The organism is Caproiciproducens puteiluti, from assembly GCF_052442865.1.
Lineage (GTDB): Bacteria > Bacillota > Clostridia > Oscillospirales > Acutalibacteraceae > Caproiciproducens.
In genome coordinates this window covers 322,963-346,779 of record NZ_CP194790.1, presented here as the reverse complement: position 1 = coordinate 346,779, position 23,817 = coordinate 322,963, and the positions used below count along the sequence as shown (strand labels likewise).

Below are 23,817 nucleotides of genomic sequence, written 5' to 3'. Positions count from 1 at the left end.
ACGATGAAAAAGCTGTTATCAATGCTGCTGTGCGCCGCAATGCTGCTCGGCACGCTGGCGGGATGCGGCCAGAAAGCCGAGAGCTCGTCCGAAAACTACCGCAAGCTTTATTCCGAAGAATTCACGACCATGAATTATCTGATTTCCGGCAACCAGAACGAACAGGCGGTCGCGGCCAACTGTGTGGACGGCCTGATCGAGTACGACAAATACGGCGTCGTACAGCCCGGCCTTGCGGAAACATGGGAAACCAGCGATGACCAGCTCACCTGGACCTTCCACCTGCGCAAGGGCGTAAAATGGGTGGACAGCACCGGCAAAGAGGTCGCCGACGTCAAGGCGCAGGATTTCGTGGACGCCGCCCAGTATCTTCTGACGGACACCTATAAATCGGAAACCGCGAATATTTTTTACAGTGTGGTCAAAAACGCGGAGGACTACTATAATAAGAAGATCACGGACTTTTCACAGGTCGGCGTGAAAGCGACGGACGACAGCACGCTGGTTTACACGCTGAACAAACCGACCCCGTATTTCCTTTCCATGCTTGTTTACGTCTGCTTTTTGCCGGCGAACGGCGATTTTCTGAAGGAAAAGGGCGCCAATTTCGGAGTCGACAATACCAGCCTTCTGTACAACGGCTCTTATCTTCTGACTACCTATGAGCCCCAGGTCTCCCACGTCTATACCAAGAACGACAAATACTGGGATAAAGACAAGGTCTACATCGGCACCGTTACCGAAACCTATAATAAGGAAAGAAACACTCTCGCGCCGGAGATGTATAAGCGCGGAGAAATCGATCAGGCCTATATTTCCTCCGACATTCTCGACCAGTGGATGAAGGACGATTCCACCAAGAATCTGGTCAGCCCGAGCCGCAGCCAGTGCTACTCCTACTTCTACGCCTTCAACTTCAACCCGAAGTTCGACGCGCAGTACGAGCCGGACAACTGGACCAAGGCCGTCAACAACGAGGATTTCCGCAAATCCATCTTCTACGGCCTTGACCGCATCAAGGCACTTGCCGTCGCGGAGCCGTACAATCCGGATAAACAGCTTCTGAACACGGTCACTCCGCCCGCCCTGGTCGATCTGGACGGTACGGACTACACCAATATCGGCGACCTGAAAGCGATCACCGCCCGCGATTCCTTCCAGGCGGACGAAGCCAAAAAGTACGCCGAAAAAGCAAAGACGGAGCTGAAGGCCGCGGGCGCGACCCTGCCGGTCAAGATTCTGATGCCGTACAATCCGACCACCGCCAACTGGGATAAAGAGTGCCAGGTGGTCGAGCAGCAGCTCGAGGGCCTGCTCGGCAAGGATTACATCGATATTATCCCCGAGGCCGGCCCGTCGACCGGGTTCCTTTCCGCTACGCGCCGCGCGGGCAAATACGCGCTGATGAAGGTCAACTTCGGCCCCGACTACGCCGACCCGCAGACCTTTACCGACCCATTCCAGCCGAACGACGCAAACGGCGAGGGCGGCGGCAACTACAACTGGCCCGAAAAGGCGCAGGGCTACACCGACGCCGACGGCAACAAGACCTACACCAACCTGTATAACGCCGCGATTGCGGAATCCACCGACCTCGACAAGCGCTACAACGCGTTTGCCAAGGCGGAAGCCTTCCTTATCAACAACGCGTTCGTCATTCCCTACGGCCTGAACACCGACGGATATCAGGTCACCAAGAGAAACGAATTCGATTACCAGTACGCTCCGTTCGGCGTTTCCATTCTTCGCTACAAGGGACAGCATCTGCTTGAAAAGCCCATGAGCATGGATGAATTCTACGCCGCGGAAAAGAAATGGGACGAAGAGCGTGCGGCCGCGCTTGCGAAGGCAAAGAAATAATACGGGTCCGATTCCCGTTTGCAGATTAAAGGATAAGCGAAAGAATAATGGCTCCGTTGAAGCGCGGCGGAGCCATTATTCCTATTTTTGATCGATAGGATATGAGAATGGGCATTCCTGGGAACGGCTATTCTCATATCCTGCCGCAAAGGAGCATTGCCATGTTAAAATACACAGCCAGACGGCTGGCACAGTCCCTGATTACCCTTTTTATCATCATCACCATTGTGTTTTCCCTGATGAGGCTGATGCCGATCGAGGGGTACTTCCAGAATTTCGACAAGCTGGATAAAAATCAGATTCACACCGCCCTGCAAAGCATGGGGCTTCTCGACCCGCTGCCGATCCAGCTCAAAAATTTCTACATTCAGATTTTCCACGGCAGTCTGGGCGATTCGCTGATCTACCGACCCAACGTGCCGGTCATGGAGATCATTGCGTCGAAAGCTCCGGTATCCATCTATATGGGTCTCGCCTCCATGGCGATCGCCCTTTTGCTGGGCCTTCCGCTCGGCACCGCCATGGCGCGCAGCAAAAGCGGCTTCTGGGATAAATTCGGCACCGCGTTCATCGTATTTATCACCGCCGTACCCGCCGCCGTCTACTACCTTCTGGTACAGCTCTACTTTACCGACTGGCTCGGCCTGCCGATCCTGTTCAGCGCAGCGAACCCGGTCAGCTGGATTTTGCCGACCGTATCGCTGTCGCTCGGCAACATCGCCTATTACGCCATGTGGCTCAGGCGGTATATGGTCGACGAGCTGAACAAGGATTACATACGGCTTGCGCGCGCGAAAGGCGTGGACAGCAAATCCATTATGAAGAACCACGTGTTCCGCAACGCGTTCGTACCGATGGTGCAGTATCTTCCGACCTCCCTGCTGTACACCATCGCCGGTTCCATCTATATTGAATCGCTGTATTCGGTCCCCGGCATGGGCGGCCTTCTGGTCAACGTCATCCAGCGCCAGGACAACAACATGGTGCAGGCGCTGGTGCTGATCTACTCCGCGGTGGGCATTGTGGGCCTGCTGCTCGGCGATATCCTGATGAACCTGATGGACCCGCGCATCAGCTTTGTGAAAAAGGGAGGTGCACGGTAATGGCTCTGAGACACAAAAAATCCGCCGCTGTGGAAACCAGCATCAACCAATCCCTCAAAGAACTGAGCGACGACGAGCTGTTCGCCTTTGCGGGCTTTGACGAGGCCGCCGCGGAGCGTACCGGTTACTCGGACTACTCTTACTGGCGCTCCACCTTTCAGGTTTTTCTGAAAAACAAAGTCGCTCTGTCCCTGCTGATTTTAATGGGAGTCATCCTCCTGTTCACCTTTATCCAGCCGATGATCCCCGGCCAGCGCTCCGCGACGGAAATTTTCAACGGCGCAAACGGCTTGCAGCTGAGAAACCTGCAGCCCGGCGGGGAATTCTGGTTCGGCACCAACTCCATCGGGCAGGATTTGTGGAGCCGCGTCTGGAGCGGCACGCGCACCTCGCTGCTGATCGGCTTCGCCGTCGCACTCAGCGAGGCGGTGCTCGGCATCCTGATGGGCGTGCTCTGGGGCTACGTTCGCAAGCTTGACCGGTTATTCACCGAAATTTACAACGTGCTGGACAATATTCCCCAGACCGTCGTCCTGATTTTGTTCTCCTACATTATGCGGCCCAGCATCTCGACGCTGGTGTTCGCCATGTGCCTGACCGGCTGGCTTGACATGGCGCGGTTTATCCGCAACCAGATTCTGATTATCCGCGACCGGGACTACAATCTGGCTTCCCGCTGTCTGGGCACGCCGACGCGCCGCATTATGCTGAAAAACCTGCTGCCGTACCTCGTGTCTGTCATTATGCTGCGCATGGCGCTGGCGATTCCCGCCGCCATCGGCAACGAGGTGTTCCTCACCTATATCGGGCTGGGGCTTCCGGTCAGCATCCCGTCGCTCGGCAACCTCATCAACGAGGGCCGCGTGCTGATGACCTCCCCCGCGCTGCGGTACCAGCTGTTTTTCCCCGCGATCGCGCTTTCCGTCGTCACGATTTCGTTTTATATCATCGGCAATGCGTTCGCGGACGCGTCCGACCCGAAAAACCATGTTTAAGGAGGCTGAAGAATGGAACAGGAAGTTATTCTTTCCGTAAAAGACCTGGAAGTAAAATTTAATCTTCGCGGGCGCATTCTTCACGCAATCCGCGGAATATCGCTCGATCTTTATAAGAGGGAAAGCCTTGCGATCGTGGGGGAATCCGGGTCCGGCAAGTCCGTCCTCGTCAAGACCTTTATGGGCCTTCTGGACGCGAACGGCACGATTACAAACGGAGAAATCCTTTATGACGGCAAGGACCTGAGCAAGCTGAAAACCGAAAAGGAATGGCTCGGGGTGCGCGGCAAAGAAATCGCCATGGTGCTGCAGGACCCGATGACCAGCCTAAACCCGCTCAAGACCATCGGCTACCAGATCTGCGAGGCGATCGAGCTGCATCAGGGGCTGAAAGGGGCCGAAGCGAAAGCGGCGGCAGCTTCCATTCTGGAGGACGTCGGCATTTCCGACGCCCAAAACCGGATGCACCAGTATCCCCATGAATTTTCCGGCGGGATGCGCCAGCGCGTGGTCATCGCCATCGCCGTCGCGTGCAAGCCGAAAATCCTGATCTGCGACGAACCGACCACCGCGCTGGACGTGACTATTCAGGCGCAGATTCTGAAGCTGCTCAAGGATTTAAAGGACAAATACGATCTGACGACGATCTATATCACCCATGACCTGGGCGTGGTCGCCAACGTGGCCGACCGCATCGCGGTCATGTACGCGGGCGATATCGTGGAAATCGGGAAATGCGAGGAAGTGTTCTACAATCCCCGCCACCCGTACACCTGGGCGCTGCTCTCGTCCCTGCCGCAGCTCGGCGTCAAGGGCGAAAACCTGTACTCCATCAAGGGCGCCCCGCCGAACCTGTTCACGCACATCGAGGGCGACGCGTTTGCGCCGCGCAACCCGCGCGCGCTGAAAATCGACTTTGTCAAGCGTCCGCCCTATTTTGACGTAAGCCCCACCCACAAAGCGCGCACCTGGCTGCTGGACCCGCGCGCGCCCAGGGTGGACCCGCCGGAGATCATCCGGAATCTGCACCGGGAGGTAAGCGGCCATGTCTGAGAAAAAAGCGCCGCTGCTGGAAGTAAGGGACCTTACCGTCACTTTCGGCACCAGAAAGCAGAAATTTACCGCCGTGGACGGCGTAAGCTTTTCGATTCAGGAAGGCGAAACCTTCGGGCTGGTCGGGGAATCCGGTTCCGGAAAAACGACCATCGGCCGCTCAATCATCCGGATCAACCCCACCTCCGGCGGCGAAATCCTTTATAAAGGCCAAAAAATAAACGGCCCGATTTCACGGGAGCTTGACCGCGAGCTGACACGCCGAATCCAGATGATTTTTCAGGACCCGATGGCGAGCCTGAACGAGCGCGCCAAGGTGGACTATATCGTCTCAGAGGGTCTTTACAACTGCGGAAGGCACCTGAGCGAAAAGGAGCGGCGGGAGGAGGTCGACCGTGCGCTGACCGACGTGGGCCTGCTGCCCGAATTCGCCAGCCGGTTCCCGCACGAATTTTCCGGCGGGCAGCGGCAGCGCATCGGCATTGCGCGCGCACTGATCATGCAGCCGGATTTCATCATCGCCGACGAGCCCATCAGCGCGCTCGACGTTTCCATCCGAGCGCAGGTGCTGAACCTGCTTGCCGAGCTGCAGAAAAAGCGCGGCCTGACCTATCTGTTTATCGCGCACGACCTTTCCGTTGTCCGCTTTATCTCGGACCGCATCGCGGTCATCCACAAAGGCGTGCTGGTGGAGCTGGCCGAAACCGAGCAGCTGTTCGCCCGCCCGCTGCACCCCTACACCCGCGCGCTGCTTTCCGCGATTCCGCTGCCCGACCCGGCCGCGGAAAAGAACAAGCGGCTTCTGGTGTACGACCCCGAAATGCATGATTACTCGGTCGACAAACCGGTTTGGTGCGAAATTGAGCCCGGCCATTTTGTACTGGCAAACGAGCCCGAGCTGCAAGAGTACCGGAAAATATTGGAGGGATAACATGTTTACGCCAAAACCACTGTTCCCGGGCGCGCGCGTCGCGCTGATCGCCCCGGCCGGCCCGGTTCCCCCGGAGCGCTTCGGCCCGGCAGTCCGGGCGGTGGAAGAGCTTTCCTTAAAGCCCGTCATTTTTGAAAGCTGCCGCAGGGCGCACGGCTACCTGGCCGGGGACGACCTGCTTCGCGCCAACGACGTCAACGCGGCGTTCGCGGACAGGGAAATCGACGGCATCCTCTGCATCCGCGGGGGCTACGGCGCGCAGCGCCTGATGAATCAGATCGACTGGAACAGCATCCGCAGGCATCCCAAATTCTTCTGCGGCTACAGCGATATCACTTCCCTGCACATCGTGCTGAACCAGCAGTGCTGCATGGTCACCTACCACACCCCCATGCCCGCCACGGAATGGTACCGGGGCATGGATGAGTACACCACGGACAGCCTGAAAAAGGTGCTGTTCGGCGGAAAAACCGGCGAGCTGCGCAATCCGGACAACATGCCGGTCCAAACGCTGGTCGGCGGCTGCGCACGGGGAATCCTGACCGGCGGCAACCTGTCGCTTGTGTCGTCGTCGCTCGGGACCTGCTATGAAATCAACACCAAAGATAAAATCCTGTTCCTTGAGGACGTGGGCGAGGAGCCGTACCGGATAGACGGGATGCTGAACCACCTGAAAATGGCCGGAAAATTCCGCGACTGCGCCGGAATCCTTCTCGGCTCCTTCACCGACTGCGCGGCGGAGGACCCGCAGAAATCACTGACGCTGCAGCAGGTTTTTGAAGAGCTGCTCGTGCCAGAACACAAGCCCGCCCTGATGAATCTGGCCTGCGGGCACAGCCTTCCCAGCATGAGCCTGCCGCTGGGAAAGGAAATCGAAATGAATTCCATCTCCGGAAAAATCACGGTATTGGAGGGATGATATGAAACGGGATGAACTGCGTGATTATGCGGAAAACGAAATTCAGGACATCAACGCGAAGGTTTCGCTTCTGGTATACGACTTCGATCAGGACGAAACGCTGCTCTCCTTTCATGAGAAAGACCGGATGGTTTCGGCCAGCACCATCAAAACGCCCATCCTCCTGACGGCGCTGGATATGGTACAGAGCGGAAATCTGTCCGTCGGGCAGATGCTCCGCCTGCCCGGGGAAGAAATTCTGGACGACACCGAGGTTTTCGACCGGGGCGTGCGGGAATACCCGCTGGAGGAGCTTCTCACCTGGATGATCATCAACAGCGACAACACCGCCACCAACGTGCTAATTGAATTCCTGGGTATGGACGCCGTAAACGCCTGCTGCCGGAAGCTGGGGCTGAAAGCCACCGTTCTCGAACGGAAAATGCTCGACTGGGAGGCGGTCAGACAGGGCCGCAACAATTACACCAGCGCGCAGGACCAGCTGACCGTGTTTCAAAGCCTGCGCCGCGCTTCGATCCTGACGCCGGAGCTTTGCCGTTACGCGCTGGGGATTCTGGAACGCCAGCGCGATTTCAGCATGGCGCTGCGGTACATTGCCGACCGGGACTTCTCCGCCGCGCACAAAACCGGCGGGCTGGATTATCTGAATCACGACACAGGCATCTTTTCCCTGCCCGGCCACGAATATTATTTCGGGTGCTTTGTCACCGACTCCACGGACGACACGGATGAAAATCCACTGTCCAAAAAGCTGATCGGCAGACTTTCCCGCAAGGTCTACGACTATTATAAAGAGGGATGACATGGAATACGCACTGATAAAAGACGCCGTCGTACCGCTCATGGAGCTGCCGGACCGCAACAGCGAGCTGACCGACGAGGCGCTCTGCGGCATGACGGTGGAAATTCTGGAACGGCGGGACGGATGGGCGCGCGTGCGCACGCATTACCGCTACGAGGGCTGGGTGATTGAGGCGTCGCTTTGCTTTGGGGAAGGCTTTGTCCGGGACTGGGACGCCGCCCCTAAAAAAACGGTCCTGCAGGCTTACGCCGATGTGCTTGACGAGCCGAAGGTGCAGGGGCATCCGGTGGGCTCGGTGACCCGCGGCGGCCTGCTGAGCCCCGTGGGACAGCCGGAGGACGGCTGGCAGCGCGTCCGCTTCTGCGACGGACGGGAGGGCTTTACCTGGGGCGCGTTCCTCGGGGAGCAAATCACGTCATGGGACAAAAAAGAGGAGCCCGCTCTGCGGAAAGCACTGGTAAACACCGCGCTCGGCTATTTCGGCACACAGTACCGCTGGGGCGGAAAAACGCCGCTCGGCATCGACTGCAGCGGCCTGTGCTCCATGGCGTATCTGATGAACGGAGTGCTGATCTGCCGCGACGCGCACATTCTGCCGGAATTCGCAATGCATGAAATTTCCTTCAAGGATATCAAAGAAGGTGACCTGCTGTTTTTCCCCGGGCACGTTGCCATGTATCTCGGCGACAGCCGGTACATCCACGCGACGGCGGGCAACAACTGCCACGGGGTCGTCATCAACAGCCTCGACCCCAAGGCCCCGGATTACCGGGCCGACCTGCCCGAAAAGCTGCTCTGTGCGGGCAGCATCTTCTAAAAAATAGCCGCCCCGCTGTATTTGTGCAGCGGGGCGGTTTTCCGTATTGCGGAAGAATCGGTCCTATTCGTGAATAAAGGCCCTGTACCATTCATATAGAATGTACAAGGCCTTTTGTGTTTTTCATCAATCCTTACGCGGAACCGGGTTTGCCGAATACAGCAGCTTCAGCATCTCCGGGTCGGCAACACCGGTGACCACGAGCCCGTTCAGCAGCTGGAAATCCTTCACGCTCTGCTCGGTGCCCTCGGCGAATTCGCCGGTCGGGGTCACAAACATATAGCCGAGCTCTTTCAGCCGGTTCTGCATCTTCAGTACATCGTCGTTCTTATCGCCTTTTTTCAGCGTAAGATTTGTATTTCCCGGCGCCGTTGAAGAAGCGGAGGAAGAGGAACTGCTCTGATTGCCCTGAGGGGGCTGTGACGTCGCGCCGGAGGAAGACGGGCTGGAAGAAGCGGGCGGCGCGCTGGAGGCCTCCGTGCCTTCGAGAAGCTCCGGATAAACGGTTCCGGCCATGAAGCTGACCGCCTCGATCATCCCCCTGCCCTGCAGGAGCATCTGATTCGGGTCCATTTCGTAAACCCGGCCCTCCTTGACAGCACCTAGCTTTTTGTACTCCTCAGATGCCGCCAGCTTTGCCTTTAAGCCGGTCGGGCAGAATATGTATTTCGGGTCGGCCAGTAGCAGGGCGCTGGCGGAAAGCTGATTTCCCGTGCCGTCTGAGGCGGCGTTGACCAGCCCCGCGGATTCAATGAGCTTGCCCTCCAGAGTGTCGCCGGTAACGGCTCCGCCCTGTGTGTCGTAAAGATACGCGACGGTGGTCGGCGTATCGCTGGAGGGGATAATACGGCTGATATCGTCAATGGTAAGGAAAATTCCCTGAGAAATTTTCCTGCCCTTTTCATAACCGGTTTTCGCGCCCTTCATAGCCGCGCCGACCTGGGAATAAAGCCTGTCCAGGTCTTCCCTGCCGGTCGCTTTCGCGACGGTGAGCACGGCGATCCCCTCTTTGTTCAGCGCGGACAGCTGTTCGTCGGTGGGCTTGGTGTCGGTAAATACCAGCTGCGCCCCGAGGTCCTTGATTTTCTGTGCGTCGTCCAAAGTCACGTCCGGCAAAACGGAAAGGTCGCTCTGGGTACACTGCGCACTCTTCGCCTTCAGCTGGGCTTCGTACCCGATTGCAAGAATCACGTCGGCAATGTTCGGAGAAAGCACCGCGACCCCCGCCGGTTCCTCACTGATGGTGACGTTCCCGATGGTCACCGGGAAATCCTTGGTCCCGGCACCGGAAGAGATATCGTTTTTCGGCCCGCAGGCCGCAAGCGCCCCCGCGGCAATGGCTATACACAGAAATACCGCCGTTATTTTTTTCAGCATGGTATGCTCCTTTCCGTCTCTTATCAAATCTTCTGTCCGCGCCTGATGCGTGCTTCCGCATCGTCGATATACTGTCTGGCGCAGCGCGGGGAACGCCCGCCGCGCGCGGTGGCCCAGCGTTCCGCTCCCTTTTCCAGTTCACTCATATGCTCTTCAAGCTGCCGCTGTCTTGCCAGCAGCCGGATAATCTCCAGATAGCGCTCCCTGTCCGGCAGGGTAAAGCTGATGGAAAGGCCGAAACGGTCCGCCAGAGAAAGGCTTTCCTGCATGGTGTCGCCGCGGTGGACGTCGTCGCCCTCCCGGTCGGAAAAGGTCTCCCGAACCAGATGGCGGCGATTGGAGGTGGCGTAGATGAGCGTGTTTTCCGGCCTTGCCGCCAGACCGCCCTCCAGCACCGCCTTTAACGCAGCATAAGTATCGTTCTGCTTGGAAAAAGAGAGATCGTCGATAAAAATAATGAATTTCATCGGGATCGCGGCGATCTGATCGACCAGAAGCGGAAAATCCATCAGGGATTCCTTCGGCATTTCAATCATCCGCAGGCCCCTTTTGTAATATGCATTCAACAGTGCCTTGACCGTGGAGGATTTTCCCGTTCCGCGGTCGCCGTACAGCAGACAGTTGTTGGCGGGGAACCCCTGTAAAAAGGAAAGGGTGTTGTCCGTCGCCAGCCCGCGCTGCAGCTCGTACCCCTTCAGGTCGGCAAGCGACGTTTTGTCGGGATACGCGACCGGCTGGATCTTTTTATCCCTCCAGATAAACGCGCGGTAGCGGGCATACATCCCGCAGCCGTTTTCACGGTAATACTCCGTCATTTTCCGGATGCTGTCCTTCAGGTCCCCCCGAAGCGCGCTCACCGGTTCGCCGGTTTTCCACCCGGGCAGACGCAGCGGGGAAAGTTCCTGTGCAAACCCGCAGCCGTCCAGAAGCTGCTCCGGGGTGATCGAAGAAATATCCAGAATAATCTGCAGGTCGCGTTCCACCGCGTCCATCAGCGGCTGCGGAAAGCCGGTTGTTCCGGCTGCCGCGGCAAGGGAATACGCGTTTTCGTCATACAGCGCCGTGCCGGTCATGCACCCGGCAAAGTTTTCGCTGTATCCGCGCTCGCAAAGCACGGCGAAAAAATCTCCCCAGGCGTTTAGAAATTCCTCCTCGGACCGGTCTGCCGACCAGAGAAGCCGATAAAATGCTTTGGGGACCGTGCGGTTCAGAATGCCCTTATAAATTGAAAGGGACGCCATTTTCGCTGCGGCCAGCTTCCTCTCATCCATGCAAAACTCCCTTTCAGTCTTTATAAACTTAATATCTGTTATTTTACCCTTGTTGCGGGTATTATGTCAAGTTATGGGATGCAATTGGGTTGCGATTCCAATAAAAATTTGATATGATATTCATAATAGAGAAAGATAAACAAAGAGGTAAATGATGAAGATTTCAAAACTTGCAAGCTTCTTTCTGGCAGTGGCGCTTTTGCTGGGGCTGTCCGCCTGCGGCACAAAAGCGGACGCCGACGTACTGATGCGCGAAGCGAAAACCAACGCCAACGCCATTCAGAACTGTACCGCCGCCATTGACAATACACTGGAATTCACCGCGAACAACAAACCGTACTCCTATAAAACCGGCAGCACCAGCGTTTACTGGGCGAAGCCGTTCGCACTGAAATCGACCCAGACCTCGCTTCTGGGGGGCGTAACGGGCAGCAGCGTGTCCTACACCGTCACCGACAGCGACGGCGTATGGTTCTATTCAAACGCGGGCAGCGGCTGGCAGAAGACCTCCGCACAGGGCGTTTCCTCCACCCCCCTGGAACAAATCGATATTCTGCGGCTTCTCAGCAGTGTTTCCGGACAGAAATATGTACGGGAAACGGTATTGGATTCGCAGAAGGTACATAAAATAGAACTGACCTTCCAGAATGAAGTACTGAGAAGTACGATTGAAAATATCGTCACCGCCACGGGCATGTCCCAGGGTTCCCAGACGGTGGTGCAGACCCTGCTGGACAGCGCGCCGCCAATTTACGGTTACTGCTATGTCGACGAGGCATCCAGCCAGATTGTGAGAGTGGAGCTCGATGCGACCGAAGCGGTCAACAAGATTTTTCAGAATATAGACGGAAGCGGTACCTCGGTGACCATCTCCAAATGTGAGATCAGCGGAAATATCGAAGGAATCGGCAAGGCGCCCGCTGTGGAGCTGCCCGCCGATGCCTCAGCCGCCCAAACGGTGCAAGCCGCCGGTTAGAGCAATCGCCGGTTTCACTCCCTTTTACGGGCCCCGCGGCTTGCGCGGGCCCGTGAAGGGAGACAAAACACTTCCGAATTAATAGTAGAACCTGATAAATTTGATATTGTAGAAATCGCACGCAAGAACATCGTCGGTCCGGGTCTCCCGGATCAGGATATAGTTGATACCGACACCCAGCAGGGTACCGGTCCGGTCCGTCAGCGTATTGGTCCCCACCAAAAAAGTAACGAGTACCGGCCGGCCGATCTGCGTTCTTAAAAAGCCGTTCAGATATTGCAGACTGTCCGGAGTAACCACGCTCGGCGGCATCCCGGTCTGAACCTGTGTCGCCGACGTTGTCGCCTGCTGACCGCCTGCCGTTTGCGGTACCCCGTCTCCGGACTGCCTCATGATCCCTATGCTCGACTGCGGGGACGGAATCTGCGGCATAGCGGCGCCGGTTTGCTGCCCGGTCCCTGTCACTGATTGCAGCATCCCCATCTGCGACTGCTGCATTCCCGTCTGTGGAAGGGTAGCCGCGGGAAATTGCTGGGCTGTCTGCGCAGGCTGTTTTTGCTGTTGGATAGGGTTCATATAATTGTAGCTCGCAACGCCTTCCAGGACAGACGGCGTATTTTTCATGTTTTCTGCTGTGGGATAAAGCGCGGCCTGGCATGGGGGCATTTTGTAATCGCCAACCGCATTATTATTGTCCATCATTTTGATTCCTCCTTAGAATCATGTAGTTGCATATACTGAGGTAGGAGAATAGTAGCAGTGCTGATTAATTCTGTTGAAAATCACACCGGCTCCTCCCGGTGGGAAATAAGGCGGGCATTGGGGATTAAATGGATTGAAGTAAAAAAGGGAGTCCCCGACCCCGGAGAAAATGTTTCCCGCGATCGCCCAGTCCGCGATCGCATAGTGGACATCCTCCGGGTCCATATTCCATACGTTCTGAGCATTGTAAGCGCCGGCGACCATCTCTTTCATGCAGGTAAACTGGCCCTGCTGTTCAATAATGGCGCGGATATCGCCGCCGTTGCTTACGCGGGCGAATTCTCCGTTCGGCACTTGCGCGCGGTTGACAATCACGGAAGCGACTGCGCGCATCCCGTTGTCTCCTTCTCCGCCCGCTTCGCATTTTATTAGTTTCGCTAAAAGTTCTCTTGTTGTTAATGGCATATTATCACCTGATTTTAGAAGTTGTCTAATGGCATAATATGTTCTTTACTGCTCTTCCGGCACAACATCCTATGCTGTGCCGGAATTTTTTACAGTCTTATGAAACTTGAAAAACACTTGACTTTTACGTTCCGAATCGATAAAATGTATAAGTGGCTTTGCGTAGCCACCGGAATCCTTATCATCAGCATGAATATGGAAGCGTATCGAAGTGGTCGTAACGAGCCGCACTCGAAATAATAATTTTGAGGCGTTGCCCGTGACAATTTAATATGGAAGAGTATCGAAGTGGTCATAACGAGCCGCACTCGAAACGGGCTTGTCCAAATCCGTGGCCAAATTCCGCAGATGCCCGTGTTTGCTGGGTTTCCGAGCCGCAGTACTCAGGAATCCACGGCTCTATTCTAACACGTTTCTAACGCCTGTGCCACCCTGAAAAACGGGGTAAAATTGAATATGGAGAGGTACCCAAGTGGTCGAAGGGTCCGCACTCGAAATGCGGTAGCCGGTTTACGCCGGGCAAGAGTTCGAATCTCTTCCTCTCCGCCAACGTCAGTCATGGAAGCGTGTGCTTCCATGACTGTTTTTTCACGTTTTTGCTCCGCTGATGATTTGAATCTCGGACCCTTCATCTGACATACAAGGCTTTGTCTTGTCCGTCGTTTCGTCCACTGTTCCGTTCTTTTCCAGTGACTCATCCAACAAGCTACCTATCACCGCCCCGGTCTCGCGTTTGCTCGCAAAGTCCAGATGAGCATAAATGTCGGCGGTCGTGGAGAAATTGCTGTGACCCAACCAGAGCTGAATGCGCTTCATATCCACACCTTCAGCAACCAGCAGGCTGGCGCAGGTGTGGCGCAGATCGTGAAAGCGGATATGCCGCAGACCGTTCTTCTGAAGGAGATAGGAAAAGTGTGCGCTCAGAAAAGCCGGGCTCAGCAGATTCCCCAGACTGTCCACGCAGACATACTCCAGATATTTCGTGCAGTAGCCTTTTCTGCACACTCTGCGGTACTCTGCCTGACGGGCCTTCGCTTCCAGCAGAACACGTTCCGGTACCGGAAGCAACGGAAGTGTCCGACGGCTGGATTTGGTTTTCATCTCATCCATCAGCAACAAACCCTCCTGCCCCGCGGCGCATCCATCAATGACCTTGTGCTCGATGGCAATTGTCTTTTTCTCGAAGTCGATGGAACCCCAACGAACGCCTAGGACCTCACTGCGCCGCAGTCCGTAATAAGCCGTCAGGAGGATCGGCACATACAGCACGTCGTCCGTCACTGCTCGAAGCAGTCGGTTCAGCTCATCTTTAGAATAGTAATTGGGCCTGTACCTGTTTTTCCGGGAAGGCTTCTCCACCGCACGATCCGCCGCATTGATCTGGATGTATTCCTTTCGGATGGCATAGTCCAAAGCCATCTTGAGCATGGCATGGTATTTGACCACTGAGTTTTCGCAGCAGCCGTCCTTTCGGATGGAGTTATAGAAATCGTCCAACTGATGATAATTGAGCTCTGTCAGCAGGGTCCTCTGTGGGTCAAAATAGTCTGTTACCCTCCCTTCGATCATGCTGGTGTAATTGTGGTAGGTGGTCGGTTGGATATGAGGCTTCCGAGTGGCAAGCCACTCATAGAGAAAATCCAGAAGAGTCATATCCACCGTTCTGGTGCAGGCCGGTTGGCCGCGCTTTGACGGCGGCAGTTGTGCGCTGTATCGTCGTGTAAGCTCGTTCAGCACCTCCTGTGCTTTCTTTTTGTTTCCTTTGACTGTATACCCTGTTCCGATCCATTTGGGCCGTCGTTTGCCCGTGTGATCGTATAGGTTAAGAACGACATAGTATTTGCCGTTCTTCGGCTGTATGCTGCCGGTTATCATCGTAATGCCTCCTTGGTAAAGTGTTGCTCTTTGCTGCCGACATCTACAGCATATCAGGAGTTCCCCTTTTGCGCCAATGTGTCAGCTTCGTCGTTTTGCAGCAGGAAGTCGATCACATAGACTTTGGGGATTTTATATGACTTCCCGACCTTCCGGCCTTTGATTCGGCCGGAAGTGATAAGACGATAGGCGTGATGGCGGCTGATGCCCAGCATTTTCTGAAGAGTATGTACGTCGATTACGTCCGGGTATTGCCGGAACATATGCTTATAAGCAATACGTGTCTGTGTTATATCAAATCCCTCCCTTTTATGCAAAAGACCGTGTTTCTTAAGTTTTCTGGATGATTAATAAACGCTCGGCTTCCGGGCCATTTCCTGCGCCGCTTTCGTTGCACCGCGTATACTCGTTTCCTCGGACTGCGCTGTGCGCGATTTAATTGGTGGGTACGCTCATCCGTATGGATGTCATGGCCATACTATCCCCCAAACCCGTATAACTCCCGGAGCCGGCTATTAACTTGTCAAGGTACCGATAGACCTCTTTGTTTTCGGTCTTGCTTATTAAACATAAATGGAAGATGCAGATTTCTGCAAAAATAAAAAGTCTAAGAAATTTTGCGGACTTCTACAATAACAAAGAAATTAATGCCCTTATTTGCTCTCTACTTTTTTGGGGGGTATGCGCATAGTTTGAGAACAAGGGTACAATTTCATATTTCCGGGTACGGCGCAGTTTAAAAATCTAAATGTAAAAGCGTGGAGCACAGTTTTTGTAAACTTGGCTCCACGCTTTTTCTTTAATTATTGCGACTTAGAAATGAATTTACTTCTATCTTTAATTCGAACGCCCCCGATTCTTTATCATGTCTTTTTTACTTTTGCATCCATAAGAAGGATTTCAATGTTATCTGCCTTTATAAAGTCATTATAATTCGAGAATACAGTTCTGGCTCTTGCTCAACCAAACGCACAGATACTGCGTAGTATGTCATTCCTTTATTGACGCATTCAGAAAACAACTGGTAAAAATCTTCAATTCCATTGTTTATAGCAATCCTTTTGACTTTTGGATTTAAAGATACCAGCATGTAGCATGCATTGTAGCCTGCATCAAGCAACTTGGATATTTCTCTAAGTTGTTTAACCGCACGCTCAGAATACACTGTCGGAAAAGAGGCCTCCTTGTCAAAAGCCAAGATACTTTTAACTTCAACAAGCGTATTTGTGTCATGTATAAACAAATCTGTTTTGTAATTTCCTAGCTTTATTTCATGGGAGATATGCTTCCTTTTCCCCAGAAAAGAAAAATACCTTTTGTGCAATTGTTCTTCAATGACCTTGTTTGCTTGAGCTAAGTTCAGTAGTATGTAGTTGCGCCCATACTTCACAGCGTAAACAGAATATGATGTTCTTGCCTTTGGTGTCATTATTGGCTTAAGCAATACCGCCCTTCCAGTTAAATCAATAAAATTACTCAGTCTGCAAGATGATGGAATATAGCAGACAGCATCTTCACCTTCAATGCATACAGAGCACAGGAATCGATTCTTTATTTCCGACCTGAAAATCCCACAAACGAATTCCGGTTTCAATGCCATCTACTACTCCATCACCTTTAATCAAATTCTTCCCTTGATGACATCATCAACAATTTTATCGAGTTCATCGAGTTCAATCAGATAGCCTTGAACTCGTTCAATGACATCACCATTACGATAAATCATATCTCCGTGCTTCTGCAAATACTGTGCATCCGGCTCTTCAATAATCATCCTTGAAGAAATGCCATCATTAACACGAAGTGCCACTCGACCATTCAACTGTGCTTTTGTTGTTGACGGCACCAATTTAGCCTCCGGACGCTGTGTGCAGATCACCAGATGGATGCCGCGACTTCTTCCTGCCTGTGCGATTCTTTGAACAGGCTTATAGAACGCATTCTTCTCCTTTGTTGTTTCCAACTGGTCTGCCAAATCAGCAAACTCGTCAATTACAACTACAATCGGAGCCAGTTTTTCTCCAGTCTTCTTGTTATATTCAATAATGTTAGCAACTCTGGCCTCTGCCAGCAGTCTCCCACGACGCTCAGATTCTTCGAAAATGACTTCCTTAATCACCTTCGTCGCCTCTGCAGCATCAGAGATAATTTTCCCTGAATATAGATGAGGTAACCCCTCAAAATGGATGAAATCCTCCAACTTTGAGGACGAAAGAATCAACTGCATATCCTCTTTCTTCGGATGCGTCATCAGCATTGCAGCAAGCATTGTAAACAAGAATACCGATTTACCAGAGCCTGTACTACCACCAACAAGCATGTGCGGCATCTGGCTCAGGTCTTCAATCAAGTCACGCCCATTAGGTGTTCTTCCTAGCGGGAAGAACAGTTGTTCTGGGGATGTAACCTGCGGAATAGTAGGAATTACATTCTTAAATAGAACCTTTTCCCTTTGAAGGCGCGGAACATCCAGGAGTAATACATCAGAGTTTGGAACCTGTTGGATTATAACTCCACTTCGTTTCATTTCACGACCGATATCCTCTAGGTGGCTTGATAACCCCTGAAGAGTTTGTCCGCGACCCAACTTAAACTTAAGTCTTATTACACTTGGGCCGACAACTGTGTTTCGAGCCTCGCATTCTCTAAGAATAACGTGGTAGTCGCCACAAGAGCGTTTAAAGTCCTTAACCAATTGCTCAATTTCCTCCTGGGGAACACTGTTATTTTCAGCAGACATACCTTGTTCTTCCGGTTTTGCCGTAGACTTCTTAGGCCCATATTCCGTGCTTTCTTCAGCAGTTTTAGCGGTAGGCGCAACGTTTGAAAACATCTCATCCGTATCAACATTTCTTACTAATGCTCCCGGGTCTTGTTCGTCAAAGTCAATTACTGCATCCTCTTCGCCGGTTTTAGGAATATTATCGCTTGAATCGAAATCGGGCGTCCACATTTCTTTAAGCATTGTACCTTCGCCAAGAACTTCTTGCTGTATTTCCTTCGCACTCAAAAGTCTATATTCAATTTGACAATCATCAAATTCAGGATTCACACACTGAACTGCCTTGCCACCGGACACTTGACTCAGTTTTATATGTATGAGCAAACCAGACACCTGAATATTGATGTTTTCACTTTTCCCATTCCCGAAGGCCTTTTTCAATATCATATACCACTTTTTTTGCCAATTAGAATCATGAATATTTCTAAAGCATTCTGATACAATCTGGTATTTGAGGACTTCTCTACGTGCGGAGATAAACATGTCTGTAGAATTTTCATCAACGGAGAAAATCTCTTTGAGGATTCCAACAATCGCTGCAATCTGTCCAGCCGCATGTCCGATAATGTTGTATCTTCCGTCATCGCCTTTAGAAATTGTCGCATCTGGTGATTCGTCACGAGTTTTGACCTCAATAGGCTGAATAAGGAGTGTATTTGTAGTCTCTTCATATCGTAAGCCAACAAGATCTGCTCGCTCATCTCCGAATCTACTATCCTGAAGCCAAAGACGAGCTTTATAATCATCCAAAGAAGCAACCAAAGAATCTGCATTGTTCTTCGTATACCAGGATGCTGCAAATAAGGTGCCAATTAGACCCTTCTTTTTATTATCTATTGCCTGTGCGTCTGCTCCGAACTTCGGTATGCTAATCAGACCATTGGATGCAATATGCCCAAATGTTTTAAGTATGTCAATGAGCGTCTCCGACTTAGGATATAGATTATAGCCTCTCAACATAGTCAAGTACTGCGTGATAATTCGTGAATCGCTTGATGCCCATACATTAACCATTCTTCTGTCGTATTGCATTTCTCCGATGGGAATAGCTCCCTTCGGGTCATAATTATTTGTATCCCTGTCGGCTACGGCAAGCCATTGCACTTGGTCATCTTGAATTGTTGAAATAACAGCAGTCATATCTGCACTACCGTTATAAGTAGTACGTGGATTCATGTTATTGCTTATTACATCGGCAGACTTCATCAACTTATGATAATCACCAATTAAGCCGGAATCAATTTCTGAGGACGGATAGATACTGCCTCTATGCTGAATCTCATCAAAATCATAATCATATGTAACAACTAATGGATTAATGTACAGATTCTTATTATTTGGCCCAAATTCGATTTCATAAGCGGATTGGTCAAAATAGAAGGCCACATGAACGGGTTTTTGTGCTAATGCTACCTTCACTTCATTAGCCGAATCAACATTCTGAATGCTAATTGAAATCTTATTCTGCCTGATAAATTCTCCAATTTCATAATCCTTGCCGGAATAATCCAACTTAGATAGCTCAGTATTGCCATTTTGCTTACGAGTAAGATATACATCATACACCACTCTTCGGCATCCATTTTTATCCATGAAGGATTTTATTGCACGAATATTTCCGATCAAATCAGGTGCATCAACTGAACAGATGCGAATTTCATTTTTCGTGTAAGGAGCGAAGCCTATCCAGCGTGTCAATATCTCGCCAATAGATTGGGTCCCATCGTCACCAAGATATCTATTAGTTTTGTTTTCAAAGGTCGGAAGCATTTCGATATTTCCGGAGCATGGTAACACCTTGTCGTCTGAGGTTTCTGTAACAATGCTATTTGCGATGAGAAAGCTCAGAACTTGTGGAAGTTGATTCAATACTTCTGTCAGGGAACTGGCATCATCCTCATCCAACTGCGCTTTCCTCGATGGCAATGTCTTAAAAATTTCATAGTATCTCCACAGGTAAAGAGGATGGATCGGCAATAGCATTCCTTTCCATTCCTTCGGAGTCTTCACGTACAAAACATCCAGCAGTAGCAACGCTTTTGCAATAAAGCTGGTGCCACCCGCACTTATTTGGCGCATAGTCGGTTCGTTCACACAGTATGCATGATACAGCTTTGCCCATGCATCAATATAGGACAACATTACCCGCCTAGCATCCTCGTCAGCTCCAAAACTCAGTACAGGATAATACATAGTCATATCCAGGTTCTGAAGCAATTTACTCCTATACTCAGACAACTCGCTAATAATTGGACTAAACCGTTCGGCTGTGTCAATTTCTTTTTCATCAAATTGAGCATCAAACTGAATCACAAAATCAAATAGCGCCTGACTTCCATCAATACCGCTCTTAAAGGCGACCATCGATGTAGAATCAGTTGGATTGAATGGCTTGAAGCTTTTAATGTCTGCAGAAATAGCGTCTTTAAGAACGCTTTCTTCTGTTTCCATCAAGCCACCCCACGAGGTCTCATTACAAACCTTTCCAACCAGTTTTCTAAGGTCGGATTGATGATTTTCAATTACAATGCTACGGTCGTTGAAAATCCCACCAATTGCCGGAATACTGTCATCATTTTCCTCATTTTCAGGATCAAAGTGCTTCTTAAGTTCACCCAGCAATTCCTTTATAATTGCGATATCTTTCTCGTTACCAGTAACAATCGCATCTGAAATTAACTGGCCTAATTCTTTAGGGCGTATAGGTGTAGCCTCAGTAATCTCTTCATTTTCCTCGCTGTCACCTTCAGTTGGATTAGATTTTGGCGGATTTTTTTCTTTCTTAGGTTCATTCGCCTTTGAAGCCGAAAACAATTCCTGAACAGTAGAAAAGTCCAGCAGCTTTAGGGTTTCTCTTTTGCCATACTTATAAAGATTTTGCAGATTATTATAAGCTCTCTGCAATCGCTCCTTATCAACAGCTTTTGTTCTGGCCAAAGAACGACTCAGTTTTTTTCTTGAGTCTTCACTCAACTGACCAATCGCAAAAATCAATTCTCTATTCCGATTTAGTCGTTCTTCAGGCTTGTTCTTTGTTCCTAAAATATCAGCATCACACAGAAGATTGAGCCTCCACATGTTATTTGGAATAGCTTCAGCCATATTATCAGTTGCAGTGATGGCCTGGATGAATTCCAAGATTACATCAAAAGAATAGTAATCAGATGTTTGCTGTAACGCACTCCAGAAATTCTGTGTTGGTGTGTTGCTTTCATTCTTAGTCTGCAATTCAATAAGATACTTCGAAAGGTCTTTTAAAGAAAGCACTTCAAACTCCGCCAGCGAATGAAGTTTATCTACATCATTTTTTACAAATACCACAATATTGCCCGCGTACTCAGGTACACTTCTCCACAGAACTGCCTTTTCCACTGATGGTGTAAGCGTAAAGAAATCTTCTTCTTTTTCCTCTGGCACATCGTAGCCAATAGCTGCAATATAAATATGTGAATTTCTCTTCGTAGCCAATTCAAGAGCAATTTTCTCAGGGTTAATATTACCAATTCCCTTAGCGAGAATACCGACCTTTGTCTCTGCAAGCTTTTCAAGCAATAATTCAGTTACAAGATTTTGTTTATCTAACATCAATCCATACCTCCTAACCGAATCTGAAGGATCCATTTGCTTCTCTTTCCTTGCGTCCGCCGGTTTCTCTGCATCCTTAGGAATCGCCCAGGCTTTGCCGAACTTGGTCAGCCCAGGAATCCGTCCCTGATTGCATAGCACCTGCACACGGCGGCGAGTAATGCCCCATTTTTTTGCGGCTTCGGCGATTGAAATATAATCCATAGCGCTTACCTCGTGTTTATATACAATAATAGCCCTACGGTTTTCGTAGGGCGAAATGTTTGCCACAGTTGGCTGCCATCCAAACGGTACAGGCCCTTTTAGCTTCGCGTTGCCGTCTTTCGATGACTTTGCCAATTATTCGATATAATTCAACTATATTATATGCTTTTTGGCGAACAAATGCAATGTAAAAATGTAATTTTTACCCACAAATTGATGCGCAGTGTTATTGTGATATAATGAGTCATTGTGCAAAAAGGAGATTTCACATATTCTAGGAATTCTTCGATTTGTATTCGCCGCCTTCTTTGTTGGCGTCAACTTTTCCCCAGACAGCCCAAAAATTCATTTTCAACATTTCAACAATGCTGGGCTTTGGGGATTGCATGTAGAATTCCTTATATCTTTTTTATAGTCGGATGCCATAAAGGTAACCTTCCCTAAGTTTTAATATTTTCTACCTGAAAACCCTCTTGAAAAGCACGGGCGAATATCTCCTGATTCATTTTAGGTCAACTGTTAAGAAACTCTCCAAAGAGGCATCCGATATCGTTTTGGGGATACGGTAGAATGACTTTATACTCGAGTTTCTGCGTACACTTTTGGCTGCAGGCCAAATGGGACGGATCTTTGAAAAAATAAGTCTCATCCATCACCTCACCTTACGGATTGGAATATCATCTCTCTTTCCGATCTCCAAAGCAAAAAAGAAGCCTTGACTAATCGATATAAAATAAAAAGGCATGGTCGTGGGCGATTCATCACTCCACTTCCGTGCCCTTTGTCTGATTGCCACTCATCTTTAAAAACGGTGAATAGCCATTTTTTCTTTTTGTATTTCAATTGTAAAATAACACAATATCTGCTACAGCTTTTAGAACACGCTATCCAAATATGTTTTCCAATATTCATCATCTCTTGTAATACCGTGGAGCCAAAAAGACATAATCACTACTTCGAATTCCCGCCTTTTGCTCTTGGTAAAGCTTTTTTTCGGCATATTTCCATAAAGAGTGTCTAGATCAAACAAATTATCTTTCTGTTTATAGTCGTAATTGTAGTAAAATATATTGGACAATTTAAACTTGCTTTCTGACCTATTTGCATAATATTCGTTTTTCAATTTATGGCCTTCGGGCCAAATCTCACGGTTGAAGGTTGAAAAACTCTTTAATCAGGTGCTGTTCCATACGGAAAAAGCGCTTTCATACTGCACCTTTCAGAATTCTATTGTTTTGAAGGGAGAAGAAAATGGATAAGGAGAAATTTGACGCGGTATTTCCAATCATAGTGGCCGCACTGACGAACAGAATCGCAGCTGAAAACCGAATATCAGACGAAAAAGCGATTGCGGAATTTTATACTTCACAGCTCTATTCCGTTCTTGAAAATGAACAGACTAAGGTCTGGCAGTACAGCACGGAGAAGCTGTATGATTTGTACAGAAAAGAAAAAGAAAACGGCAGTCTGGAACTGCCTGAGTATTGAGGTGATAACGATGAGCGGGACAGTTGAATTTAAAGTGTTTTGTTTGGAAGCATACAAAAACGCGCACCAAATAAACGGTGCTGCTGCACTGGATGCTTTTCATAAATACGGTGTATTTGACTATATCAATTCCTTTTATGATGTGCTGCATTCAACCGGCCAGCAGTATATTGTGGAGGATATTGATCTGTATATCAAAGCAAGGCAGCCACTTCTGCAATAAGTAGGCCCTAGTTGCAAGCAAAGCAGGAAAAAGCCGCGGGATTAAGATTTGCCCCGTGGCTTCTTTTTTTATAATTCTGATTCTTCGTTCTGGAGAGTTTGGTCTTATTTTCATTACCTCTTCAAAGGTCATTTTCTCAAGCTTATTAGCGGGAAGATGCTTGCAACATCGAACTCGTTAATCGAGTGCACCTACCCTGTACACAGAGTACGAATTCCTGACTCTGCGCCGGCCTATCTCAATGGGCTTGCTTTGAAATGTTGCTCTCCTGATTACAATATATAGATTTACACTATTGACTAAATCAATATATTGTGCTAAATTTAATCTGTAATTGATTTTTGTGCGTTTCCCTCTTGGGTTTATCGGGTTCTCCCGAATTGCACACG

At 50.5% G+C, this 23,817-nt stretch carries 19 protein-coding genes, 1 tRNA gene and 1 riboswitch; of the genes, 12 read left to right on the top strand and 8 right to left on the bottom strand.

All coding sequences use genetic code 11. The features are described 5' to 3' along the window. The first annotated feature begins 3 nt into the window (after positions 1–3). The 8 genes from ACRQU7_RS01690 (at position 4) to ACRQU7_RS01655 (ending at position 8,480) form a co-directional block, all read left to right on the top strand. The gene (locus ACRQU7_RS01690) at positions 4–1,860 is read left to right on the top strand and encodes a peptide ABC transporter substrate-binding protein (protein WP_444643259.1); all 1,857 of its coding nucleotides are present in this window, start codon (positions 4–6) and stop codon (positions 1,858–1,860) included. Between the two features lie 161 nt (positions 1,861–2,021). Further along, positions 2,022–2,963 (top strand): ABC transporter permease, encoded by a 942-nt coding sequence (locus tag ACRQU7_RS01685; protein ID WP_444643257.1) that lies wholly within the window; start codon positions 2,022–2,024, stop codon positions 2,961–2,963. Further along, positions 2,963–3,958 carry an ABC transporter permease gene (locus ACRQU7_RS01680; RefSeq protein WP_444643255.1) on the top strand — a complete coding sequence of 332 codons (996 nt, stop codon included), beginning with the start codon at positions 2,963–2,965 and terminating at the stop codon, positions 3,956–3,958. Before ACRQU7_RS01685 ends, ACRQU7_RS01680 begins: the two co-directional genes overlap by 1 nt. Positions 3,959–3,970: 12 nt before the next feature. Beyond that, the gene (locus ACRQU7_RS01675) at positions 3,971–5,011 is read left to right on the top strand and encodes an ABC transporter ATP-binding protein (protein ID WP_444643253.1); all 1,041 of its coding nucleotides are present in this window, start codon (positions 3,971–3,973) and stop codon (positions 5,009–5,011) included. Beyond that, positions 5,004–5,942: an ATP-binding cassette domain-containing protein gene (locus ACRQU7_RS01670; protein WP_444643251.1), complete on the top strand. Its 939-nt coding sequence runs from the start codon at positions 5,004–5,006 to the stop codon at positions 5,940–5,942. Before ACRQU7_RS01675 ends, ACRQU7_RS01670 begins: the two co-directional genes overlap by 8 nt. Before the next feature lies 1 nt (position 5,943). Continuing rightward, positions 5,944–6,861: an LD-carboxypeptidase gene (locus tag ACRQU7_RS01665; RefSeq protein ID WP_038322070.1), complete on the top strand. Its 918-nt coding sequence runs from the start codon at positions 5,944–5,946 to the stop codon at positions 6,859–6,861. A gap of 1 nt (position 6,862) precedes the next feature. Further along, positions 6,863–7,663: a serine hydrolase gene (locus ACRQU7_RS01660; RefSeq protein ID WP_444643248.1), complete on the top strand. Its 801-nt coding sequence runs from the start codon at positions 6,863–6,865 to the stop codon at positions 7,661–7,663. 1 nt (position 7,664) lies between these two features. Continuing rightward, on the top strand, positions 7,665–8,480 hold the full coding sequence (locus tag ACRQU7_RS01655; RefSeq protein WP_444643246.1) for a C40 family peptidase: 816 nt from the start codon (positions 7,665–7,667) through the stop codon (positions 8,478–8,480). Positions 8,481–8,606: 126 nt separating this feature from the next. Here ACRQU7_RS01655 and ACRQU7_RS01650 read toward each other — a convergent pair whose 3' ends face one another. Together ACRQU7_RS01650 and ACRQU7_RS01645 are read right to left on the bottom strand one after the other, a co-directional pair. Next, the gene (locus ACRQU7_RS01650) at positions 8,607–9,857 is read right to left on the bottom strand and encodes a peptidoglycan-binding protein (RefSeq protein ID WP_444643244.1); all 1,251 of its coding nucleotides are present in this window, start codon (positions 9,855–9,857) and stop codon (positions 8,607–8,609) included. Positions 9,858–9,880: 23 nt separating this feature from the next. Beyond that, complete coding sequence (locus tag ACRQU7_RS01645; protein WP_444643242.1) at positions 9,881–11,128, bottom strand: ATP-binding protein; 1,248 nt, start codon at positions 11,126–11,128, stop codon at positions 9,881–9,883. A gap of 154 nt (positions 11,129–11,282) precedes the next feature. Between ACRQU7_RS01645 and ACRQU7_RS01640 the strand changes: the two genes are divergently transcribed. Next, entirely contained in the window at positions 11,283–12,104 is an 822-nt protein-coding gene (locus ACRQU7_RS01640) for a hypothetical protein (RefSeq protein ID WP_444643240.1), read from the top strand. A gap of 78 nt (positions 12,105–12,182) precedes the next feature. On the opposite strand, the gene ACRQU7_RS01635 is transcribed toward ACRQU7_RS01640, so the two are convergent. Continuing rightward, positions 12,183–12,806, bottom strand: coding sequence for a hypothetical protein (locus tag ACRQU7_RS01635; RefSeq protein WP_444643238.1), 624 nt, complete (start codon positions 12,804–12,806; stop codon positions 12,183–12,185). A gap of 18 nt (positions 12,807–12,824) precedes the next feature. Next, positions 12,825–13,271, bottom strand: a complete 447-nt coding sequence (locus tag ACRQU7_RS01630; RefSeq protein ID WP_038322076.1) for a cell wall hydrolase — start codon at positions 13,269–13,271, stop codon at positions 12,825–12,827. 458 nt (positions 13,272–13,729) lie between these two features. Between ACRQU7_RS01630 and ACRQU7_RS01625 the strand changes: the two genes are divergently transcribed. Further along, positions 13,730–13,820 (top strand) — tRNA-Ser (locus tag ACRQU7_RS01625). Between the two features lie 39 nt (positions 13,821–13,859). Here ACRQU7_RS01625 and ACRQU7_RS01620 read toward each other — a convergent pair. The 4 genes from ACRQU7_RS01620 to ACRQU7_RS01605 all read right to left on the bottom strand — a co-directional run bounded on the left by ACRQU7_RS01620 (position 13,860) and on the right by ACRQU7_RS01605 (position 21,717). Then, on the bottom strand, positions 13,860–15,146 hold the full coding sequence (locus tag ACRQU7_RS01620) for a tyrosine-type recombinase/integrase (protein WP_444643236.1): 1,287 nt from the start codon (positions 15,144–15,146) through the stop codon (positions 13,860–13,862). A 53-nt stretch (positions 15,147–15,199) separates the two neighbouring features. After that, a complete protein-coding gene (locus tag ACRQU7_RS01615; RefSeq protein WP_444643234.1) occupies positions 15,200–15,409 on the bottom strand; it encodes a helix-turn-helix domain-containing protein in 210 nt (69 codons plus the stop codon). A 653-nt stretch (positions 15,410–16,062) separates the two neighbouring features. Beyond that, a complete protein-coding gene (locus ACRQU7_RS01610) occupies positions 16,063–16,746 on the bottom strand; it encodes a DNA/RNA nuclease SfsA (RefSeq protein ID WP_444643232.1) in 684 nt (227 codons plus the stop codon). Positions 16,747–16,767: 21 nt separating this feature from the next. Then, a complete protein-coding gene (locus ACRQU7_RS01605) occupies positions 16,768–21,717 on the bottom strand; it encodes an FtsK/SpoIIIE domain-containing protein (RefSeq protein WP_444643230.1) in 4,950 nt (1,649 codons plus the stop codon). A gap of 60 nt (positions 21,718–21,777) precedes the next feature. Then, a riboswitch (cyclic di-GMP riboswitch) is annotated at positions 21,778–21,860 on the bottom strand. A 1,108-nt stretch (positions 21,861–22,968) separates the two neighbouring features. On the opposite strand from ACRQU7_RS01605, the gene ACRQU7_RS01600 reads away from it, so the two are divergent. Both ACRQU7_RS01600 and ACRQU7_RS01595 read left to right on the top strand, forming a co-directional pair. Next, positions 22,969–23,205: a hypothetical protein gene (locus tag ACRQU7_RS01600; protein WP_444643228.1), complete on the top strand. Its 237-nt coding sequence runs from the start codon at positions 22,969–22,971 to the stop codon at positions 23,203–23,205. 10 nt (positions 23,206–23,215) lie between these two features. Continuing rightward, entirely contained in the window at positions 23,216–23,428 is a 213-nt protein-coding gene (locus ACRQU7_RS01595) for a DUF3791 domain-containing protein (RefSeq protein WP_444645481.1), read from the top strand. The last annotated feature ends 389 nt before the right edge of the window (positions 23,429–23,817 follow it).

What these genes read in the sequence shown, in the direction of transcription:
- ACRQU7_RS01690 (WP_444643259.1), top strand. Translation starts at nt 4, where the DNA reads ATGAAAAAGCTGTTATCAATGCTGCTGTGCGCCGCAATGCTGCTCGGC.
- ACRQU7_RS01685 (WP_444643257.1), top strand. Translation starts at nt 2,022, where the DNA reads ATGTTAAAATACACAGCCAGACGGCTGGCACAGTCCCTGATTACCCTT.
- ACRQU7_RS01680 (WP_444643255.1), top strand. Translation starts at nt 2,963, where the DNA reads ATGGCTCTGAGACACAAAAAATCCGCCGCTGTGGAAACCAGCATCAAC.
- ACRQU7_RS01675 (WP_444643253.1), top strand. Translation starts at nt 3,971, where the DNA reads ATGGAACAGGAAGTTATTCTTTCCGTAAAAGACCTGGAAGTAAAATTT.
- ACRQU7_RS01670 (WP_444643251.1), top strand. Translation starts at nt 5,004, where the DNA reads ATGTCTGAGAAAAAAGCGCCGCTGCTGGAAGTAAGGGACCTTACCGTC.
- ACRQU7_RS01665 (WP_038322070.1), top strand. Translation starts at nt 5,944, where the DNA reads ATGTTTACGCCAAAACCACTGTTCCCGGGCGCGCGCGTCGCGCTGATC.
- ACRQU7_RS01660 (WP_444643248.1), top strand. Translation starts at nt 6,863, where the DNA reads ATGAAACGGGATGAACTGCGTGATTATGCGGAAAACGAAATTCAGGAC.
- ACRQU7_RS01655 (WP_444643246.1), top strand. Translation starts at nt 7,665, where the DNA reads ATGGAATACGCACTGATAAAAGACGCCGTCGTACCGCTCATGGAGCTG.
- ACRQU7_RS01650 (WP_444643244.1), bottom strand. Translation starts at nt 9,857, where the DNA reads ATGCTGAAAAAAATAACGGCGGTATTTCTGTGTATAGCCATTGCCGCG.
- ACRQU7_RS01645 (WP_444643242.1), bottom strand. Translation starts at nt 11,128, where the DNA reads ATGGATGAGAGGAAGCTGGCCGCAGCGAAAATGGCGTCCCTTTCAATT.
- ACRQU7_RS01640 (WP_444643240.1), top strand. Translation starts at nt 11,283, where the DNA reads ATGAAGATTTCAAAACTTGCAAGCTTCTTTCTGGCAGTGGCGCTTTTG.
- ACRQU7_RS01635 (WP_444643238.1), bottom strand. Translation starts at nt 12,806, where the DNA reads ATGATGGACAATAATAATGCGGTTGGCGATTACAAAATGCCCCCATGC.
- ACRQU7_RS01630 (WP_038322076.1), bottom strand. Translation starts at nt 13,271, where the DNA reads ATGCCATTAACAACAAGAGAACTTTTAGCGAAACTAATAAAATGCGAA.
- ACRQU7_RS01620 (WP_444643236.1), bottom strand. Translation starts at nt 15,146, where the DNA reads ATGATAACCGGCAGCATACAGCCGAAGAACGGCAAATACTATGTCGTT.
- ACRQU7_RS01615 (WP_444643234.1), bottom strand. Translation starts at nt 15,409, where the DNA reads ATGTTCCGGCAATACCCGGACGTAATCGACGTACATACTCTTCAGAAA.
- ACRQU7_RS01610 (WP_444643232.1), bottom strand. Translation starts at nt 16,746, where the DNA reads ATGGCATTGAAACCGGAATTCGTTTGTGGGATTTTCAGGTCGGAAATA.
- ACRQU7_RS01605 (WP_444643230.1), bottom strand. Translation starts at nt 21,717, where the DNA reads ATGGATTATATTTCAATCGCCGAAGCCGCAAAAAAATGGGGCATTACT.
- ACRQU7_RS01600 (WP_444643228.1), top strand. Translation starts at nt 22,969, where the DNA reads ATGGATAAGGAGAAATTTGACGCGGTATTTCCAATCATAGTGGCCGCA.
- ACRQU7_RS01595 (WP_444645481.1), top strand. Translation starts at nt 23,216, where the DNA reads ATGAGCGGGACAGTTGAATTTAAAGTGTTTTGTTTGGAAGCATACAAA.